Source organism: Massilia sp. TSP1-1-2, from assembly GCF_049896185.1.
Classification (GTDB): domain Bacteria; phylum Pseudomonadota; class Gammaproteobacteria; order Burkholderiales; family Burkholderiaceae_D; genus Telluria_A.
In genome coordinates this window covers 43382-62264 of the sequence record NZ_JAFCTU010000025.1, presented here as the reverse complement: position 1 = coordinate 62264, position 18883 = coordinate 43382, and the positions used below count along the sequence as shown (strand labels likewise).

At 62.6% G+C, this 18883-nt stretch carries 18 protein-coding genes; 16 read left to right on the top strand and 2 right to left on the bottom strand.

All coding sequences use genetic code 11. The features are described from left to right. Positions 1-18: 18 nt before the first annotated feature. The 3 genes from ACP7BV_RS19600 to ACP7BV_RS19590 all read left to right on the top strand — a co-directional run bounded on the left by ACP7BV_RS19600 (position 19) and on the right by ACP7BV_RS19590 (position 2664). A complete protein-coding gene (locus ACP7BV_RS19600; RefSeq protein WP_426106182.1) occupies positions 19-504 on the top strand; it encodes a YsnF/AvaK domain-containing protein in 486 nt (161 codons plus the stop codon). Further along, on the top strand, positions 476-1678 hold the full coding sequence (locus ACP7BV_RS19595; protein WP_426106180.1) for a YsnF/AvaK domain-containing protein: 1203 nt from the start codon (positions 476-478) through the stop codon (positions 1676-1678). Before ACP7BV_RS19600 ends, ACP7BV_RS19595 begins: the two co-directional genes overlap by 29 nt. Positions 1679-1854: 176 nt before the next feature. Next, entirely contained in the window at positions 1855-2664 is an 810-nt protein-coding gene (locus ACP7BV_RS19590; RefSeq protein WP_426106178.1) for a hypothetical protein, read from the top strand. A gap of 408 nt (positions 2665-3072) precedes the next feature. Here the strand turns inward: ACP7BV_RS19590 and ACP7BV_RS19585 are convergent, their stop codons facing one another. Together ACP7BV_RS19585 and ACP7BV_RS19580 are read right to left on the bottom strand one after the other, a co-directional pair. Further along, on the bottom strand, positions 3073-4068 hold the full coding sequence (locus ACP7BV_RS19585; RefSeq protein WP_426106176.1) for a sensor domain-containing diguanylate cyclase: 996 nt from the start codon (positions 4066-4068) through the stop codon (positions 3073-3075). Between the two features lie 113 nt (positions 4069-4181). Beyond that, positions 4182-5024, bottom strand: coding sequence for a sensor histidine kinase (locus ACP7BV_RS19580; RefSeq protein ID WP_426106174.1), 843 nt, complete (start codon positions 5022-5024; stop codon positions 4182-4184). 181 nt (positions 5025-5205) lie between these two features. Here ACP7BV_RS19580 and queE point away from each other — a divergent pair, with 181 nt between their 5' ends. From queE to nadC, 13 genes are all read left to right on the top strand, one after another. Next, positions 5206-5841, top strand: coding sequence for a 7-carboxy-7-deazaguanine synthase (queE, locus tag ACP7BV_RS19575; RefSeq protein ID WP_426106173.1), 636 nt, complete (start codon positions 5206-5208; stop codon positions 5839-5841). Positions 5842-5855: 14 nt separating this feature from the next. After that, the gene (gene queD, locus ACP7BV_RS19570; RefSeq protein WP_426106171.1) at positions 5856-6302 is read left to right on the top strand and encodes a 6-carboxytetrahydropterin synthase QueD; all 447 of its coding nucleotides are present in this window, start codon (positions 5856-5858) and stop codon (positions 6300-6302) included. Then, positions 6295-6831 carry a tRNA adenosine(34) deaminase TadA gene (gene tadA, locus ACP7BV_RS19565; RefSeq protein WP_426106169.1) on the top strand — a complete coding sequence of 179 codons (537 nt, stop codon included), beginning with the start codon at positions 6295-6297 and terminating at the stop codon, positions 6829-6831. Before queD ends, tadA begins: the two co-directional genes overlap by 8 nt. Positions 6832-6876: 45 nt before the next feature. After that, positions 6877-7698, top strand: coding sequence for an esterase/lipase family protein (locus tag ACP7BV_RS19560; protein WP_426106168.1), 822 nt, complete (start codon positions 6877-6879; stop codon positions 7696-7698). A 33-nt stretch (positions 7699-7731) separates the two neighbouring features. Continuing rightward, on the top strand, positions 7732-9204 hold the full coding sequence (locus tag ACP7BV_RS19555) for a WS/DGAT/MGAT family O-acyltransferase (RefSeq protein ID WP_426106167.1): 1473 nt from the start codon (positions 7732-7734) through the stop codon (positions 9202-9204). Continuing rightward, positions 9204-10130, top strand: coding sequence for an alpha/beta fold hydrolase (locus ACP7BV_RS19550; RefSeq protein WP_426106166.1), 927 nt, complete (start codon positions 9204-9206; stop codon positions 10128-10130). Before ACP7BV_RS19555 ends, ACP7BV_RS19550 begins: the two co-directional genes overlap by 1 nt. Next, on the top strand, positions 10127-11044 hold the full coding sequence (ldcA, locus tag ACP7BV_RS19545; RefSeq protein ID WP_426106165.1) for a muramoyltetrapeptide carboxypeptidase: 918 nt from the start codon (positions 10127-10129) through the stop codon (positions 11042-11044). Before ACP7BV_RS19550 ends, ldcA begins: the two co-directional genes overlap by 4 nt. Then, positions 11037-12332 carry an NAD(P)/FAD-dependent oxidoreductase gene (locus ACP7BV_RS19540; RefSeq protein WP_426106212.1) on the top strand — a complete coding sequence of 432 codons (1296 nt, stop codon included), beginning with the start codon at positions 11037-11039 and terminating at the stop codon, positions 12330-12332. Before ldcA ends, ACP7BV_RS19540 begins: the two co-directional genes overlap by 8 nt. A gap of 200 nt (positions 12333-12532) precedes the next feature. Next, the gene (locus ACP7BV_RS19535) at positions 12533-14500 is read left to right on the top strand and encodes a methyl-accepting chemotaxis protein (protein WP_426106164.1); all 1968 of its coding nucleotides are present in this window, start codon (positions 12533-12535) and stop codon (positions 14498-14500) included. A gap of 43 nt (positions 14501-14543) precedes the next feature. Then, positions 14544-15065, top strand: coding sequence for a DUF1697 domain-containing protein (locus ACP7BV_RS19530; protein ID WP_426106163.1), 522 nt, complete (start codon positions 14544-14546; stop codon positions 15063-15065). Positions 15066-15147: 82 nt separating this feature from the next. Continuing rightward, a complete protein-coding gene (locus ACP7BV_RS19525; protein ID WP_426106162.1) occupies positions 15148-16746 on the top strand; it encodes an ABC-F family ATPase in 1599 nt (532 codons plus the stop codon). 56 nt (positions 16747-16802) lie between these two features. Next, on the top strand, positions 16803-17936 hold the full coding sequence (gene nadA / locus ACP7BV_RS19520; RefSeq protein ID WP_426106161.1) for a quinolinate synthase NadA: 1134 nt from the start codon (positions 16803-16805) through the stop codon (positions 17934-17936). Beyond that, positions 17933-18799: a carboxylating nicotinate-nucleotide diphosphorylase gene (gene nadC, locus ACP7BV_RS19515; RefSeq protein ID WP_426106160.1), complete on the top strand. Its 867-nt coding sequence runs from the start codon at positions 17933-17935 to the stop codon at positions 18797-18799. Before nadA ends, nadC begins: the two co-directional genes overlap by 4 nt. The last annotated feature ends 84 nt before the right edge of the window (positions 18800-18883 follow it).

The window sequence follows — 18883 nt, the reverse complement described above, 5'->3', positions numbered from 1 at the left end:
TTCAAAGGAGCTTTTTGAATGGCAACGAACCCTCCAACGCAGGCAAACGACGGCACCGTTGCGCAGCCGTTCGTGCTGCCAATTGCGCGCGAAGAAGTACAGGTCTCAGTGCGCCAAATCGACACCGGCCGTGGCGTGCGCATTCACAAGACAGTAAGCGAACAGGATCACCGCATCGACCAGTCCCTGCTGCGCGACGTTGTCAGCGTCAGGCGAGTTCCGGTCGACAAAATAGTGTCCCTCTCTGAAGCGCCAACGGCGCGTCAGGACGGCGACACATGGATTGTGCCCATTCTCGAGGAAGTCCTGGTAGTGGAAAAACGTTTGCGCATCAAGGAAGAGGTTCACATCACGCGCACCGCGCATGCAGAACCTTTTTCCGACACCGTCGTCTTGCGCTCGGAGCATGTCTCCATCGAACGATTCGACGAAGGCCCTGAACCCGAAGTCAATTCTACAAACGGAGGTACACATCATGCAACACACACTGATCGCCGTCTTTGACAACCGCAGCGATGCACAAACGGCGCTGGAAGATCTGGTCGCGTCCGGCTTTTCCCGCAGCGTCGCGCGCCTGTCCGAAGGCGACCCCACCGGCCAGACCAGCCTGGAAAGCGGGTCCGCACATGGCAGCTCCGCCAGCGCCGGCGCGGCGACCAAGGACAACTCCATCGGCGCGAGCATCAAGAATTTTTTTGGCGACATTTTTGGCGCAGACCGCAGCACCGACGCCCAAATGTACTCCGATGCCGTCAACCGTGGCCACTACGTGCTCACGCTGACGGCCGACAGCGAACCTGAAGTTGAGCGCGCGGCCGACATTGTGGAGCGCTACGGCCCGGTTGACATCGACGAGCATGCGCAGCAATGGGGGGCGGGCGCCACCGGCGGCCAGGACAGCATGCGCATGGGCGCCGGCGCCATGCAGCAAGCGTCGGGCATGGCGCAGCAGGCCAGCGCGCAGTCAGGCATGCAGTCGGGAATGCAGTCAGACATGCAGGCAGGCCAGCGGCCGCTGCAGGGTTCCGGCATACAAGGTACGCAATACCAGGATTCCCAGCAGCGCGCCGCCGACACCACTGCCATTCCCGTGATCCAGGAAGAACTCAAGGTGGGCAAGCGCGAGGTGCAGCGTGGCGGTGTGCGCGTCTATCAACGCGTGGTGGAAACGCCAGTGAACGAAACGGTCGGCCTGCGTGAAGAGCATGTCAATGTCGAGCGGCACGCAGTGGACCGTCCGGTCAGTGCGGCCGATGTCAATGCATTCCAGGAAACGACAATCGAACTGCGCGAGTCGGCCGAGGAAGCGGTCGTTGAAAAAACCGCGCGCGTCGTCGAGGAGGTCGTAGTCGGCAAGGAAGTGTCGCAACGCCAGCAAAATATCAGCGATACCGTACGCCGTACCGAGGTCGAAATCGAGCAGCTCACGCCGCACGACGACGCCTATTTCCGGGGCCACTGGAACAGCATGTATGCCCGGTCTGGCGGCGCCTATGAAGATTATGCCCCCGCTTACAGCTATGGCAGCTCGATGGCCAATAACGAGAAGTACCGCGGCCGCCCATGGAACGATGTCGAAGGTTCCTTGCGCAGCGACTGGGAAACCCGCAATCCTGGCTCCACGTGGGAAAACATGAAGGCGGCGGTACGGCACGGGTGGGAACGCATTACGTCATAAGGGCGCAGTGCCAAGGGAGAGGGCAAGCGTACTGGCGTCAGAAGGCGCCAGTACGCTTGCCGGCGCCATTTGGTAGCGGCGCGACGCTAGAGGATGAATAATTGTAAATATTACACAAATGGCAATGTCTCATGGTAGGATGAGATCTTTCCTTTTCAACACATTTCCAAAGACCAATGCTCAAACTGGCTTTCGTGCACACACTTTCCATCGTCGTCGCTGCTATCGGCACGGCCGTTTTGAGCGTGAGCAGTGCCAGAGCTGCCTCGCCAGAGCTTACCCTGTCCGCGGACCAGTCTCACGGCGAGTCGCTGCCTCGCAAGCGCCATATTGGCGACGTATCGTATCGCACGATGTGGCGAATGCAACAGCGCGTCGCTGCCCTGCTACCCAAGAATGCGACCTTGATTGCACCTGTTCTTCGCCTGTCGCTCAAAGGCATGGGGCAATTTGACCGGACTGAATTTCAGCCCGAATCCTGGGCCGTGGCAATTGTTGGCAAGACAGTTGATGAACGCGTGCCCATGCGCCGTGGCGGCTACTTCGCGGTGCCGGCGCTGCCGCAGGCGCAGGTCCGCAGTGAAGATGCAATCGTCATGTTCAATGCCCGTGAGCGCAAAAGCTGGTTCGACGTGGGCTGGGATGTGCGGGTGCCGTCGGGTGGCACGCTTGCCTATACCCAATTTGGTCAAGCGCTGGCTGAACTGAAACGGGCACAGGATGACATGCCATGGTGGGACATCATGGCAATTCCTGAAAAAAATGCCAGGTTTGATGCCCTTCGCGCGTGTTTTACCACTGACAAGGGAAATATTCTGATCGCCGGGGAGCCTGCCGGGAAGAAACTGAGTCCCCATTGCTCGCTGCTGACGTTCGACCCGCAACGCTTGAACGGCGATCCGGCCATCGCCTTTGTCGGCGGCCTCGATTTTGTTACGCTCGACAATGCGGCCAACTACACGGTGGACACGGGCGACGCCTTGTAAGCCGGCATACGGCGCCGACCTGATGCAGAGAAACCTCCATCGCCGCAGGAGTCGACGTAAAACTGTCTGCGTCGGTTCGTGGATGTCCACGCGCAAGGGTGTTGCAGAAGGGGAGCCGTGCAGCAGCGTTACATCGTTCCCGCACACGAGGCTTTTGCAAGCCGTCCCAGGGCCATTGGCCATCCAAAAATTGTGCCGCTTGGGAACGCTAGAACCACACCTGCATCGCCTTTGCGCCCCGGGCGCTGCGGGGCGCTGCGAGAACGCTGTAGTGCAGGTTTGCGGGTGGCGGACCTTCGCGATTTTGCTCACCAGTGAATCGCAAAACGTTTTGCCGCACTTTCGGTCGCCAGGACGATGTCCCGCCGCCGCGTAACTGCCGATCACGCGGGTGAGCTGAAAAGCAGGCTACACGGCTTCGGTCGCGGGCAGGCTGATCCGGTTGCGGCCCATGTGTTTGGCGCGGTACAGGGCGGCGTCGGCGGTGGCCACCAATTGGCTCGGATCGGTGTCGGTGGCGGCAAAGGCCGTGGCCGCGCCTATGCTCACCGTGACATGCTTGCTGCCGCTGCCGTGCGGCACTTGCAGTTGCTCGATGCGGCAGCGGATCCTTTCAGCGACAATTGCCGCGCCCTTGAGCGCCTGGTTGGGCAAGATCACCGCAAATTCTTCGCCGCCATACCGGGCCACCAGGTCATTGGCGCGCATCTCGTGGGCGACGGCGCCGGCGATGCGCTTCAGGCATTCATCACCACCCAGATGACCATTGGCATCGTTGAACGCCTTGAAGTTGTCCACATCAACCATCAACAGCGACAGCGGCTGGTGTTGGCGCATGGCGCGTGCCCATTCGGCGCGCAGCGTATCGTCGAAGCAGCGGCGATTGGCAAGTCCGGTCAGGCCGTCGCGCGTGGCGAGTTGCTCGAGCGCATTTTGGGCCGCTTTTTCTTCCGTCATGTCGCGCAGCGTTTGCACCACGGCCGCCAGTTCGCCGTCGTCGTTGAAAATAGGACTGGCGTCGGCCGCTAAGTAGCGCCGTTTTCCGCAGCGCGGCATGTCGCACCAGCTTTCAGCGCACAGGGCGCTGCCGGTGAGCGGATCGCGGCTGGAGTGGGGATACAAATGGACAATTTCATCGGTGCGGTTCTGGATCAGCAGGTCGGCCAGCGTGGGCTGCGGCGAATCGTAAAAGCTGCGCCAGTGGTCGTGCGTGCCGAGCATTTCACGAGCGGGCACGCCGGTCAACTTTTCACAGGCGCGGTTCCAGATGATGACGCGGCAATCAGCGTCCAGGACAAACGTGGGCACAGCGAGCATTTCCATTAGTTTATTGGCAAATGCACGCTCCTGGTCCGGCGCGTGGTAGCTGCTGTGTAGGCGCTGGGCCTGCGGTGAACTGGTCATGTGCCATCCCTGGTAAATACTTCCTGCGGGAAAATAATTGACTCCCGACAAGTCATTCTCCTACAGTGGAGACCGGTTCTTTTGATCTAGAACAAGCGAGCGTTCATTCACCTTCACAGCACGGCAAAAGCCTGTGGTACAGGAAACGACAAGCGCAACAAGGTGCCGACCCCCGGTTCGCTTTCAATGGCAAAGCGCCCGCCGATCGCGGCGGCACGGTCGCGTATGCCAGGCAAACCACTGCCTTGGCCCTTCACGCCGGGTGTCATGCCGACGCCATTATCTTGCACCGTCAACGTCAACACGCCGCCGCAACGTTGCAGTTCGACACTGACGTCGGTCGCGTGCGCATGCCTTGCCACGTTTGACAATGATTCCTGCAAGATGCGAAACACCATGGCGTCGCGTTTCTGGTCGGCAGGATAGTGATAAACGCCCGGTTCGGCCCGCAATGCGTGGCGGATGCCGTGCATGCGCGAAAACTCCTTAAGCTGACACTCAATAGCGCTGCCCAGCCCATTTTCAAGGGCGACTGGCCGCAAGTCGTTGATCACCGCGCGCAGCGACTGTATCGTCAGGTCCAGGTTGCCCATCATGCAATCGACTTTTTGGGTAATCATCGGATGGGCGCCCGTGGTGCTTACATGCAGCAAAGATAAATCGATCTTCAGCGTCAGCAGGTTCTGACCCAGGTCGTCGTGGATATCGCGCCCGATGCGCTGGCGCTCGGTTTCGCGCACTGTTTCCTGCTGGCGGGCAAGTTGGCACAGGGTGTCGTGGCTCGCGGCCAGCGAACGCTCGGCCGTCAGGCGCGCGTGGCGCTCGACGGCAAGTTGCGCTTCGTGGTCCGCCAGCAAGTCGTCCAGGCGCAAGTGGCGCTTGAGCAGCGCATGAAAGCCCCATCCCAACAGCAACATCCAGACAATCGCGGCGAGCAAGGCGGGCAGGGTAGTCATGTCAATCTCCGGTTTTCCGACGATGTCCAGCAATCTCCGATAAAGTTACATTAGGGAATCTTTACGTAATTGTCCGAAATCAACTGAGTTTCATGGTGGCATCAACTCAGATCAAGCCGGGTTTTTCCAGTACCACGCCGCGCCTTGCTATAATGGAGGGTTGACGATTAAGGTTATCCACGTGACTTACAGCATCAAAGAGATTTTCTACACCTTGCAGGGCGAGGGCGCGCACGCCGGCCGGCCGGCCGTGTTCTGCCGATTTTCCGGCTGCAACCTCTGGAGTGGACGCGAAAGCGACCGCGCCACGGCTGTCTGCAGCTTTTGCGATACCGATTTCGTCGGCACTGATGGCGAGCTGGGCGGCAAATTTGGCGCAGCCGCCGAGTTGGCCGCGCGCATCGACAGCCTGTGGCCGGCCGCTTATCCGCAGACCAAGTATGTCGTGTTCACCGGCGGCGAACCGCTGCTGCAGCTCGACGCTGCGCTGATCGACGCCATGCACGCTGCCGGCTTCATGATCGCCATCGAAACCAACGGCACGCTGCCGGTGCCGCCGGGCGTGGACTGGATCTGCGTCAGCCCCAAGATGGGTGCGACGCTGGTGGTGGCCAGGGGAAGCGAAATCAAGGTTGTCATCCCGCAGGCGCAGCAGGATTTGCGTGCCTACGAACAGCTCGACTTCGAGCATTTTTTCGTGCAGCCGATGGACGGCCCGCTGGCCGAGTACAACACCGGCCTGGCGATCGAGACCTGCAAGCGCAATCCGCGATGGAAATTGAGCCTGCAAACCCATAAACTTTTACACATACCTTAAACGCCCAAGTCCTTATGCTCACGATCACACGCAAGCTCGAATTCGATGCAGGTCACCGCATTCCCGACCATAAAAGCCAGTGCCGCAACCTGCACGGGCACCGCTACACGCTCGAAATCACGCTGACGGGCGCCGTCATCCAGGCCGAAGGCAATTCCGACAATGGCATGATCATGGATTTTTCGGACATCAAGGCGCTGGCCAAGGAACACCTGGTCGACCTCTGGGACCACGCCTTTCTGGTCTACGACAAAGACGACAAGGTGCGCGACTTTCTCGCGTCGCTGCCCGGCCACAAGACGGTCGTCATCGACCGCATCCCGACGGTGGAAAACCTGGCGCAGATCGCCTTTGACATCTTGAGAGCGGCCTACACCGACCGTTTCGGCACCGGCCTGCACCTGCACAAGCTGGTGCTGCACGAAACCCCCAACTGCTGGGCCGAGATCACCGATGCCTGATTCGCCCTTCATGCTGCTGGCGCTCGAGCAGGCGCAACATGCGTGGAGCTTGGGCGAAGTGCCGGTGGGGGCGGTCGTGGTGAAAGATGGCGTGGTCATCGCCACCGGCTTTAACCGGCCGATCGGCAGCCACGACCCGACCGCGCATGCCGAGGTCAATGCCTTGCGCGCGGCCGCAGAAAAACTGGGCAACTACCGGCTGCCCGGGTGCGCGCTGTACGTCACGCTCGAACCGTGTTTGATGTGCGCCGGCGCGATGATGCATGCGCGCCTGGCGCGTGTCGTTTACGCAGCGAGCGACCCCAAGACGGGCGTGTGCGGCTCGGTGCTCAACCTGTTCGAGCAGCAGCAGCTCAATCACCACACGCAGGTGACCGGCGGCGTCATGGCAGTGGAGGCGGGCGCTATGCTCAAGGCGTTTTTCGCCGAACGGCGCAGTGCCGCGCGCCGTCCCAAAAATGGTATGCTCGTAGTGGACCCATCGGACCCATCGGACCCATCGGAACCATCGGACCAATCGGAGCTATAAGGGCGCGGGCGGTTCAAGCCCAAAGCGCGACGACAGGAGATCAGCTTGCCTCGTACTAAACTGGTAAACAAAGAAAAGAGCGACACCGCGCCAGGCATCGTTCGCCTCGCGCTCGAAATGCGCGCGCCCTGGGAACTAGGCTTTGCGCTGGCATCGCTGCCGTTTCTGCGCGGCGCGCCCAAGGGCGACGGCCATCCGGTGCTGGTGTTTCCGGGCCTGGCGGCGGGCGACCTCACCACCGTCGTCATCCGCCGCTTTCTGAACGACCTGGGCTACCCGGCCTACGCGTGGGAACAGGGCCTCAATTTCGGTCCGCGTCCGGGCGTGCTTGAGGCGTGCATCGAACAGATCGGCCAGCTGCACGAGGCGCATGGCCGCCCGGTCAGCCTGGTCGGCTGGAGCCTGGGCGGCGTGTACGCGCGCGAACTGGCCAAGATGATGCCCGACCACGTACGCCAGGTCATCACGCTCGGCTCGCCCTTCACGGGCAGCCACAAGGCGACCAACGCGTGGCGCGTGTACCAACTGGTGTCGGGCGAAAAGGAAGTCGACGAGGCGCGCTTTGCCGCGCTCAAGGAAACGCCGCGCGTGCCCACCACCTCGATCTACAGCCGCACCGACGGCGTGGTGGCCTGGCAGTGCAGCGTGGAGCAGGAAACGGCCACCTCCGAAAACATCGAGGTCCACGCCAGCCACGTAGGCATGGGCATGAACCCGACCGCGTTGTATGCGATCGCGGACCGGCTCTCGCAGGTCGAAGGCGACTGGAAGCGCTTTGACCATACCGTTCACACGGGCCTGAAAAAGCTGTTGTTCCAGGACCCGAACCGCTCCTCGTGGCCGAATCCTTTTTTCGGTTTCTATTAGGCTCCGGCACGCGCTTATCAAAGGAAGTCAAGCATGAAACACCTGAGCGCCCTGGATGCCACCTTCCTTCACCTTGAGACGCTTGACATGCCCATGCACGTGGGCGCGCTCCACCTGCTCGATCTGCCCGCTGGCCTGAAAGGCGAGTACATCGACGCGCTCAAGCGCCATATTCAAAAGCGCATGCACCTGGCTGCGGTGTTTGGCAAAAAACTCGTCTTCATGCCGCTCGATATCGCCAACCCGGTGTGGGTTGACGCTGGCGACGTCGACCTCGATTATCACATCGGCCAGGTCAGCCTGCCGGCGCCGGGCACCCAGCTCCAGCTCGAAACGTGCGTGGCGCGCTTGCATGCCGGCCTGCTCGATCGCAGCCGGCCGCTGTGGGAGTTCTATCTGATTGGGGGCCTCAAGTCAGGCCAGGTAGCCTTGTATGTCAAGATCCACCATGCGGCGCTGGACGGGCAGGGCGCAGGCGTGCTGGCCCAGGCGCTGCTGGACGTGACGGCCGCGCCGCGCCGCGTCCGTGCGCCGCCCCCGCGCGAGGGCGCCCCGCACCAAGTGTCGGCGCCGGGCATGCTCAAGGCCGCCCTGCGCGACACGTATGACCAATGCGCGAAGCTGGTGCGCGGCGTTCCGACGGGCGTACGCGCCGCCGCCGGCATGCTCGCGCCCGGGGCCGACGGCAGGCGCCGCCTGGGCTGGCCCGTCAGGCTGGCGCTCGCGCCGCGCACGCCTTTTAATGTCAGCATTACCAGCCGGCGCGCGTATGCGACCGTGGCGCTCGACCTGAAACAGGCGCTGGCGCTGGGCAAAACCTATGGTGGAACGCTCAACGACGTAGTGCTGTGCATCGTCAGCGGCGCGCTGCGGCGCTACCTGGACCAGCACGGCGCCTTGCCCGATGAGCCGTTGGTGGCGGCAGTGCCGGTCAGCCTGCGCGCGGAGGGCGACACGCAGATGAACAACCAGGTCAGCATGATGCTCATGAAACTGGCCACCGACCAGGCCGACCCGGTGCTGCGCATGCACGCCATCGTCAAGGCGTCGGCTCAGATGAAAAAGACAGTGGCCGGCGTCAAGTCGGTGCTGCCGATTGATTGTCCCAGCCTGGGCCTGCCGTGGCTGTTGAGCGTCCTGGTGTCCCTGTACGCGCGCGCGCGCCTGGCCGACGCGCTGCCGCCGGTGGCCAACGTCATCGTTTCCAATGTGCCGGGGCCGCGCGTTGCCATGTACCTGGCCGGCGCCCGGGTGACCAGCAATTTTCCGCTCTCCATTGTCACCCACGGCCTGGCGTTGAACGTCACAGTGCAAAGCTACGACGGCGCCCTCAATGTCGGCTTGCTCGCATGCCGCCGCGCGCTGCCCGATATCGGCCTGTTCGCCGCCTGCATGGCGCATTCGCACCAGGAACTGCTGGCCGCAGGCGAACCTGGCGCGCCAAAAAAACGCGCCACGGCCAGCAAGACGGCGCCGCGCAAGGCGCGTGTCGCCAAGGCGGCCTGATGCCTTATACGCGCGTCAACGGGGTTCGCATCGCTTACCAAACCTCGGGCGACCCGGCCGGGCCACCCCTGCTGCTGATCATGGGCCTTGGGATGCAGTTGACCGGCTGGCCGGAAGACTTTGTCGAAGGCTTGACGGAGCAGGGCTTTTACGTGATCCGTTTTGATAACCGGGACATCGGCCTGTCCGACAAATTCGAGCATGCGGGCACGCCCAATGTGCCGCTCGCCATGCTCAAGATGCTGGTGCGCTGGCCGCTCAAGGGCGCCTATACGCTGGCCGACATGGCGCGCGACGCGGTGGGCGTGCTCGACGCGCTGGGCGTGGCCAAGGCGCACGTGGTGGGCGCCTCGATGGGCGGCATGATCGCGCAGGTGCTGGCCGCCGCGCACCCGGCGCGCGTGCTCACGCTCACGTCCATCATGTCGAGCAGCGGGCGGCGCGGCTTGCCGGGACCCACCCGCGCCGCGCGCGCCATCCTGTTCCAGCGCCCCAAGGCCGCGGGCGACTTTGACAGAATGGTCGCGCACGGGGCGAACGTTTTTCGCGTCATCGGCAGCCCGGCCTACCCGACCCCGGAGAAGGTGCTGCGCGCACGCGTGGGCGCGCAGATCAGGCGCAATGTCTGTCCCGGCGGCGTGCTGCGCCAGATGCTGGCCATCGCCGCTTCGGGCGACCGCAGCGCGCTGCTTCACAGCATTTGCGCGCCTACGCTCGTGATCCACGGCGCGGCCGATCCGTTGGTGCCGCTGGCCTGCGGCGCCGACACCGCGCGCCAGATTGCGCACGCGCGCCTGGAAGTCATCGAAGGCATGGGCCATGACCTGCCGTCGCAACTAACCGAGCGCCTGGTGTGCTTGATCGACGCCCACGCCCACGGTAAGATGGATCCCTACACCCCAGCGCAGCGTTTGGAAAAACAATGAACACGCAAAAAATCGGCATTGCCATCGTCGCCCCGGGCGGCTACACCTTCGACGACGCGGCGCTCGCGCGCGGCATCGCGGCGCTGGAAGCGCACGGCCACACGGTCCACAATTATTTTGACAGCGCCCAGGTGTTCCAGCGCTTCGGCGGCACCGACGAGGCGCGCCTGGCGCAGCTGAACGCGGCGGTGGACGATCCGCTGGTCGACGTTGTCATGGCGCTGCGCGGCCAGTACGGCATGACGCGCCTGCTGCCCCAGATCGATTTTGCGCGCATGGCGGCCAGCGGCAAGATCTTTGTCGGCCACAGCGACTTTACCGCCTTTCACATGGCGCTACTGGCGCAAACCGGCGCGCTAAGCTATGCGGGTCCGATGTTCCTGACCGACTTTGCCGCGCGCGAGCCGGAGGAGTTCACCATCAACGACTTTTTCCAGTGCCTCACCAGCAGCACGCACCGCGTCAGCCAGGCCGTCGGCGGCAATCCCACGCTCAATGTGCGCGGCACCCTCTGGGGCGGCAACCTGGCGATGATCAATTCGCTGCTTGGCACGCCGTATTTTCCGCAGGTCGACGATGGCATCCTGTTCGTCGAAGACGTCAACGAGCATCCGTACCGGGTCGAGCGCATGCTGTTGCAGTTGATGCAAAGCGGCGTGCTGGCGCGCCAGAAGGCGCTTCTGCTGGGCGATTTTTCGGCCTACAAGATCACGGCGGCCGACAACGGCTACGATTTTTCCGCCATGCTGGCCTACCTGCGCAAGACGCTGCCTTGCCCGGTGCTGACCGGCCTGCAGTTCGGCCACTGCGCAAAACGCGTTACCATCCCGTTCGGCGCCCGGGCCGACCTGTGGTCCGACGCGGTGCACGTCGAGCTTGCCATCAGCGCTTACCCCAACCTGGCCGATGGCTGAGGCGCCGCTGGCGACAGAATACTATCGCGCGACCTCGCCCGGTGTCGGCTACCCGGCGCTTGAGGGCACGATTGACGCCGCCGTGTGTGTCATCGGCGGTGGTTTCGCCGGTCTGTCGACGGCGCTCGCGCTGGCCGAGCGGGGCGCCAGCGATATCGTCGTGCTCGAAGCGCACAGCGTGGGCCATGGCGCCTCGGGGCGCAATGGCGGCTTTGTGTTCGGCGGTTTTTCGCTGGGCGAGCGGTCGATAATTGATACAGTTGGCGAAGAGGATGCCAGAAAACTGTATCACATGACGCTCGCCGCGGTGGAGCGCATCCGCAGCCGCATTCACCAGTACGGCATCGAGTGCGAACTGCGGGAGGAGGGCGTGTACCTCGTCAACTGGTTCGACGACGAGCGCATCCTCGAGCGTCAAGCGCGCTTCATGGCCGACAAGCTGGGCGTGCAGTGGCAGCGCGTCAGTCGCGCGCAGCTGGCGGAAAAAATCGCATCGGAGCGCTATTTCGGCGCGCTGTTCGAGCCCGACGCCTTTCATTTTCATCCGCTGAAATATGCGCAGGGCTTGGCGCGCGTGCTGGTCGCAAAAGGCGTGCGCGTTTTTGAAGGGAGCAAGGTCGCGCAGATCGCCGCCGACGGCGCCCTCTGGCGCATCGCTACCGCCGGCGGCCAGGTGTGCGCGCGCGACGTTGTCGTTTGCTGCGGCGGCTACATCGACAAACTGTATCCGCGCCTGGGCGGCGCCGTGCTGCCGATCGCCACCTACGTGATGGTCACCGAGCCGCTCGGCGATCGCTTGCAGGGAGCCATGCGTACGGGCGCCGCCGTCTACGACACGCGCTTCGCCTTCGACTATTACCGGCCGCTGGCCGACACCCGCTTGCTGTGGGGCGGACGCATTTCAATCCTGGAGCGCAGCAGCGCCGCCGTCGCGCGCCTGCTGTACGGCGACATGCTCAAGGTCTATCCGCAACTGGCCGGCGCCAGGGTCGACTACGCGTGGAGCGGCATGATGAGCTACGCACGACACAAGATGCCGCAACTGGGGCGCCTGCCCGACGGCATCTGGTACGGCATGGGTTTTGGCGGCCACGGCGTGGCGCCTACCACGCTGGCCGGGGAAGTGCTGGCGGCGGCCATCATGGGGGGAGGAGCGGGCGCGGGCGCAGACGAGGAGCTGGCGCGCTTTACCCACTGGGGCTTGCCATCGACTGGCGGGCCGGCCGGCCTGTTGGCGGCGCAACTGGCGTACTGGTATTATGATTTGCGCGACTGGATGCGGCAGTAGGCCGGCAAGGCAGCAATCTTGTCGATAGCGCCACGGCGCAGACGCGCGCACAACACTTTTCACGAGCAAACAGCGTCCGGTACCGACGCAGCTTGACGCCGCCTGTCGCGCTCAGGAATATCGCAGTTCCCCCGTTCGTGCGCCTACCTGAAGGACTTCCAGTGACCCTGCTCCGCGATCTCTCGATTCAAAAAAAATTAATGCTCAGTATGGCCGCGTGTTTGCTGTTGTTCGTGGCCATTTCGTCCACGCTCAGCATCGTGATGACGGGCAAAGGCATCCGCGAGCGGGTTGTGACCCAGGAATTGCCTGCGGTAGTGGGGGAAATTCGCAACGATATCCTGCGCCAGATCGCCCTGCCGCTGGCAACGTCCCAGGCGGTCGCCAACAACAGCTATCTGCACGCCTGGGAAGCGGAAGAACTGGCCGATACTGGCCTTGAAGCCTGGAAGAAATACGCCGCCACCATCAAAACCAGGAACAAGGCGGCCACGGTGTTTTGGGTCTCGGAGTCGAGCGGCAAGTACATGAACGAGGCCGGCCTGAACCGCACGCTGGCCCGGGATGCCGCCAGCGACCAATGGTTCTACGGCTTTTTGGCCGGCGGCAAGCCGTACACGCTGGAACTCGACAAGGATGTCGGCTCGAATGAATTCATGCTGTTTATTAACGTGCGCGCCGAAGCGGGACCGGGCAAGTTCGGCGTGGCGGGCCTTGGCCTGTCGGTCACGTCCATGGCGGAAACCATTCGCGCCTACAAGATTGGCCAGTCCGGCTTTGTGTCGCTGGTGCGCGCCAATGGCGGCGTGCTGGTGCACCGCGATGCTGCGCTGGCCGACGGTAAGCATTTCCTGAAGGATTTGCCGGGCTTTAATGCCGCGCTGAGCGCGCAGTTGCTCTCCGGCGCCAGCTTCACGCATACGCAATATGAAGCGCCGGGCGGCACCAACATCGTCGCCTCGTCCTACGTGCCGGAACTGAACATGTATGTGATCGCTGAAGTGCCCGACGCAGAAGTGATGGGCAATGTGATCCGCTCGGCCACGATTTCGGCACTAGTGGCCGGCTTGATTGGCGGCAGCATCGGCTTGTTGATCATTTACCTGATCAGCCGCGCCATTGCTGCGCCAGTTGCCCGCGCCGCCAACATGCTTAGCGACATTGCCAGCGGCAATGGCGATTTGTCGCGCCGCATGCCGGTTGAGACTGGCGACGAGGTGGGTGCACTGGCCGACGCTTTCAACCGCTTTGTTTCTTCCCTTAACACGACGATAAGCGAAGTGCGCGGCAGCACGCAGACCATTGCGGCTGCGTCGAGCCAGATCGCGGCGGGCAATATGGACTTGTCAGGTCGCACCGAAGCCCAAGCTTCCAGCCTGGAACAAACCGCCGCCGCCATGGAAGAGCTGACCTCAACCGTCAAGCAAAATGCGGAAAACGCCAGCCAGGCCAACCAGCTGGTGGTGTCCGCATCCACCTATGCAACCAAGGGCGGGCAAGTAGTGGGACAAGTGGTCAGCACGATGGGTTCCATCACCGACAGTTCGCGCAAGATCGTCGACATCATCGGCGTCATTGACGCGATTGCTTTCCAGACCAACATCCTGGCCTTGAACGCCGCCGTCGAAGCGGCCCGGGCGGGCGAGCAGGGACGCGGCTTTGCCGTCGTGGCGGCCGAAGTACGTAACCTGGCGCAGCGCTCGGCCGGCGCGGCAAAGGAAATCAAGGGCTTGATCGACGATTCGGTCAGCAAGGTCGATGCCGGCAGCAAACTGGTCGATGAAGCGGGCTCGACGATGAACCAGATTGTGACCTCGGTCAGGCAGGTGGCCGACCTGATGAGCGAGATCGCCGCCGCCAGCCACGAACAAAGCCAGGGCATCGGTCAGATCAACCAGTCGATCACGTCGATGGATGACGCCACGCAGCAAAATGCGGCGCTGGTGGAGGAGGCGGCAGCGGCCGCCAAGTCGCTGCAGGACCAGGCGGCCAGGCTGGCGCAGATTGTCAGCGTGTTCAAGCTGGACGAGTCGCAGACGGCACCACCTGCGCCTAGGCAGGTCGTGCGTGCCAGTGTTGCCGCGCCAAGAGCGAGACTGGCGCCGCGCAAGATCGAGGCCAAGCCGTCCGCCAAGGCCGCTGCCGCCGATGAGTGGGAGGAGTTCTGACGCAAGCAGTACAATCATACTTTCACTTTCGACAAGCCCTGCCATGCCCATATATATCGCCCTGTTACGCGCCGTGAACGTTGGCGGCACCGGCAAGCTGCCGATGACCGAGTTGACCAGCATGTGCGAGAAGGCGGGCTTTACCAAGGTTAAGACCTATATTGCCAGCGGCAATGTGGTGTTTGACAGCGGCGCGTCCGAGGCGCAGGTCAAGGCGGCGCTGGAAAAGGCCTTGCTCGCCTATGCCGGCAGGCCGGTTTTGGTGCTGGTGCGTAGCGCAGAAGAAATGGCTGCCGTGCTGGCCGCCAACCCTTTCCCCAAGGCACCACCAAACCGTACGGTGGCCATTTTCATGGACCGGGCGCCGGCACCCGATACGGCCGACAAAGTGTCGGGCCAAAAGTCGGAAGAGCTTGCCTTGGGCAAGCGCGAAGTCTACGTCCATTACGGCGATGGCATGGCCGACTCCAAACTGAAGGTGCCCGGCGCCGAGGTGGGTACGGCGCGCAACATGAACACCGTGGCAAAATTGGTGGCCATGGCCGCCGCTGCCGCCACGCCGTAGACTTTTTGCGCCCCTTCCGCCGCTCTGTCTGCACAGTGGTAAAATAGCCGGTTAATCAAATCCGCTATTAAAGGCTTTACTCGTGCTCTCGACCGCTAACATTACAATGCAATTCGGCGCCAAGCCGCTGTTTGAAAACATCTCCGTCAAGTTCGGCGATGGCAACCGCTATGGTCTGATCGGCGCCAACGGCTGCGGCAAATCGACCTTCATGAAAATTCTCGGCGGCGACCTTGATCCGTCGGGCGGCACCGTCATGCTTGACACGAACGAGCGCCTGGGCAAACTGCGCCAGGACCAGTTCGCGTTTGAAGACATGCGCGTGCTCGACGTGGTCATGATGGGCCACACCGAACTGTGGAACGCCATTTCGGAGCGCGACGCGATCTACGCCAACCCCGAGGCGACCGACGACGACTACATGCACGCGGCCGAACTGGAAAGCAAAGTGGCCGAATACGACGGTTACTCGGCCGAAGCGCGCGCCGGCGAACTGCTGCTGGGCGCGGGCGTCTCGATCGACCAGCACGCGGGCCCGATGAGCGCAGTTGCTCCTGGCTGGAAGCTGCGCGTGCTGCTGGCGCAGGCGCTGTTTTCGAACCCGGACATCCTGCTGCTCGACGAGCCGACCAACAACCTGGACATCAACACGATTCGCTGGCTCGAGGATGTGCTCAACGACCGCAACTCGACGATGATCATCATTTCACACGATCGCCACTTCCTCAACCAGGTCTGCACCCACGTGGCCGACATGGATTACGGCACGCTCAAGGTCTACCCGGGCAACTACGACGAGTACATGTTCGCCTCCACCCAGGCGCGCAACCAGCAATTGTCCAACAACGCCAAGGCCAAGGAAAAGGTCGCCGAACTGCAGGACTTCGTGCGCCGCTTTGCCGCCAACAAGTCCAAGGCGCGCCAGGCCACGTCGCGCGCCAAGCAGATTGAAAAGATCAAGGTCGACGACATCAAGCCGTCCTCGCGCGCCTATCCGTTCGTGCGCTTTGAAGCGGAAAAAAAGCTGCACCGCCTGGCGGTGGAAGTTGAAGGCATCTCCAAAAAGTACGACAAGCAGCTGTTCAAGAATTTTTCCATCATGGTGGAAGCGGGCGAGCGCATTGCGATCATCGGCGCCAACGGCGCGGGCAAGACCACGCTGCTGCGCGCCATCGGCGCCGAGCTGACCGGCATGGCGCTCGACACCGGCCGCGTCAAGTGGGCCGAGAATGCGAACGTCGGCTACATGCCGCAAGACCCGACCGAAGAATTCGCCAGCGGCGCCGTGCTGACCGACTGGATCGGCCAGTGGACCAAGGAAGGTGACGACGACCAGGCCGTGCGCTCTATCCTGGGACGCTTGCTGTTTGGCGGCGACGACGTCAAGAAGTCGGTCAGCGTGCTGTCGGGTGGTGAAAAAGGCCGCATGATGTACGGTAAGCTGATGCTGGGCCGGCACAACGTCATGCTGCTTGACGAGCCGACCAACCACATGGACATGGAGTCGATCGAGTCGCTTAACATCGCGCTCGAAAAGTACACCGGCACGCTGATCTTTGTCTCGCATGACCGCGAATTTGTCTCCTCGCTGGCCAACCGCATCCTGGAAATCAAGGAAGACGGCATCACCGACTTCCGTGGCAATTACGAAGATTACCTGACCAGCCAGGGCATCGAATAATTGTCGGGTTCAGCGTGGTCTCTGCAAACTTTTCGGCCTTGTGAGATAGTATCGTCATGAATATTTTACCGATCAAAAGCGTCGAATACGACCATCCGGTGGACGGCGCAAGCTGCACCGCGCAGGCCTGGGCGCGCGCTCCGGCCACGCCCTCGGCGCAAGAGAAGATCGCGCTCAAGGAGCGCATCAAGCGTTTGCTCAAGGAGCGCGAGGCGGTGCTCGTTGCCCACTATTACGTGGACGGCGACCTGCAGGATCTGGCCGAGGAAACCGGCGGCTGCGTGTCCGACTCGCTGGAAATGGCGCGCTTCGGGCGCGACCATCCGGCCAAAACGCTGGTGGTGGCGGGCGTGCGCTTCATGGGCGAAACGGCCAAGATCCTCAGCCCTGAAAAGACCATCCTCATGCCCGACCTGGACGCGACCTGTTCGCTCGACCTGGGCTGCCCGGCCGACGAATTCGCCGCCTTTTGCGACGCCCATCCCGACCGCACCGTAGTCGTCTACGCCAACACCAGCGCCGCCGTCAAGGCGCGCGCCGACTGGATGGTGACGTCGTCGATTGGCCTGGATATCGTCGCGCACCTGCACGCCGAAGGCAAAAAAATCCTGTGGGCGCCGGACCGCCACCTGGGTTCCTATATCCAGAAAATGACCGGCGCCGACATGCTGCTGTGGCAGGGTTCGTGCCTGGTGCATGACGAATTCAAGGCGGTCGAACTTGAACTGATGATGGCCGAAAATCCAGGCGCCAAAGTACTGGTGCACCCGGAGTCGCCGGCCAACGTGGTGGCCCTGGCCGACGCTGTCGGCTCGACCACGCAGCTGATCAACGCCGCGCAAACGATGGATGCCACCACCTTTATCGTCGCCACCGACAACGGCATTTTGCACAAGATGCGCGCTGCGGCGCCGGGCAAGGTGTTTATCGACGCGCCCACCGCCGGCAACAGTGCGACCTGCAAGAGCTGCGCGCACTGCCCGTGGATGGCGATGAACGGCTTGCAGAACCTGGTCGACGTGCTTGAAAACCTCGACAACGAAATCCATGTCGAGCCGCAGGTGGGGCGCGAGGCCAAGCGCGCCATCGACCGCATGCTGGACTTTGCGGCCGCGAAAAAGGCCAAGGCCTTGCCGACCGGCGAGCTGGCCAAAGAAGGTTCACTGTTTTCTGGAGTTGGTCCTGCATGAGTAATTTGCGCAATCCCTATGCCGACTTTGACGCGGCCCTGCAAACCGCGTTTGACGCCAACCTGCTGGCCGCCTTGCTCGAAGACGTCGGCAACGGCGACCTGACCGGTAAATTGGTACCAAATGACGAGCGGGTACGCGCCCGCGTGATCGTGCGCGAAGACGCGGTACTGTGCGGCGCGCCATGGTTTGAAGGCGTGATGCTCGCACTGGACCGCGATACGGTCGTCGACTGGCAGTATGCCGAAGGCGACATGATGAAAACGGGCAGCGTGGTCTGCACCATCGAAGGCTTGCCGCGCGCCTTGTTGACGGGCGAGCGCAGTGCGCTCAATTTCATGCAGCTGATGTCTGGCGTGGCCACGGCTACGCGCAAGTTTGTCGATGTGGTGGCCGGCACCAAGGCCGCCATCCTGGACACGCGCAAGACGCTGCCGGGTTTACGCCAGGCGCAAAAATACGCGGTGCGCGTGGGCGGCGGACAGAACCAGCGCATGGCGCTGTTCGACGGCATCCTGATCAAGGAAAACCATATTGCGGCTGCCGATGGCGTGAGCAATGCGCTCACGGCTGCTTTTGCGCTCAATGCCGGCGTGCCGGTGCAGATCGAGGTTGAGACGCTGGCGCAGTTGACCGAAGCGCTGGGAGCTGGCGCCAAGTCGGTGCTGCTGGATAATTTTGAGCTGGTGGCCATGCGCGAGGCCGTTGCGATCAATGCGGGACGGGCACTGCTGGAAGCATCAGGTGGTGTCAACCTGGATAGCGTGCGCGCGATTGCCGAGACGGGCGTGGATCGCATTTCGATCGGCAGCCTGACCAAGGATGTGAAGGCGACGGATTTTTCGCTGCGGATTATTGACTGATTGGTTGGCGAGGCGCGGCCAGGTAAAGATTGTAGAAATTACAGCGGGAGGTAGGTCGGATAAGGGGGCCGCCCAGGCCTAGCG

Excerpts from the sequence above, each read along its gene's own strand:
- ACP7BV_RS19600 (WP_426106182.1), top strand. The coding sequence starts at position 19 with ATGGCAACGAACCCTCCAACGCAGGCAAACGACGGCACCGTTGCGCAG.
- ACP7BV_RS19595 (WP_426106180.1), top strand. The coding sequence starts at position 476 with ATGCAACACACACTGATCGCCGTCTTTGACAACCGCAGCGATGCACAA.
- ACP7BV_RS19590 (WP_426106178.1), top strand. The coding sequence starts at position 1,855 with ATGCTCAAACTGGCTTTCGTGCACACACTTTCCATCGTCGTCGCTGCT.
- ACP7BV_RS19585 (WP_426106176.1), bottom strand. The coding sequence starts at position 4,068 with ATGACCAGTTCACCGCAGGCCCAGCGCCTACACAGCAGCTACCACGCG.
- ACP7BV_RS19580 (WP_426106174.1), bottom strand. The coding sequence starts at position 5,024 with ATGACTACCCTGCCCGCCTTGCTCGCCGCGATTGTCTGGATGTTGCTG.
- queD (WP_426106171.1), top strand. The coding sequence starts at position 5,856 with ATGCTCACGATCACACGCAAGCTCGAATTCGATGCAGGTCACCGCATT.
- tadA (WP_426106169.1), top strand. The coding sequence starts at position 6,295 with ATGCCTGATTCGCCCTTCATGCTGCTGGCGCTCGAGCAGGCGCAACAT.
- ACP7BV_RS19555 (WP_426106167.1), top strand. The coding sequence starts at position 7,732 with ATGAAACACCTGAGCGCCCTGGATGCCACCTTCCTTCACCTTGAGACG.
- ACP7BV_RS19550 (WP_426106166.1), top strand. The coding sequence starts at position 9,204 with ATGCCTTATACGCGCGTCAACGGGGTTCGCATCGCTTACCAAACCTCG.
- ldcA (WP_426106165.1), top strand. The coding sequence starts at position 10,127 with ATGAACACGCAAAAAATCGGCATTGCCATCGTCGCCCCGGGCGGCTAC.
- ACP7BV_RS19540 (WP_426106212.1), top strand. The coding sequence starts at position 11,037 with ATGGCTGAGGCGCCGCTGGCGACAGAATACTATCGCGCGACCTCGCCC.
- ACP7BV_RS19535 (WP_426106164.1), top strand. The coding sequence starts at position 12,533 with ATGCTCAGTATGGCCGCGTGTTTGCTGTTGTTCGTGGCCATTTCGTCC.
- ACP7BV_RS19530 (WP_426106163.1), top strand. The coding sequence starts at position 14,544 with ATGCCCATATATATCGCCCTGTTACGCGCCGTGAACGTTGGCGGCACC.
- nadA (WP_426106161.1), top strand. The coding sequence starts at position 16,803 with ATGAATATTTTACCGATCAAAAGCGTCGAATACGACCATCCGGTGGAC.
- nadC (WP_426106160.1), top strand. The coding sequence starts at position 17,933 with ATGAGTAATTTGCGCAATCCCTATGCCGACTTTGACGCGGCCCTGCAA.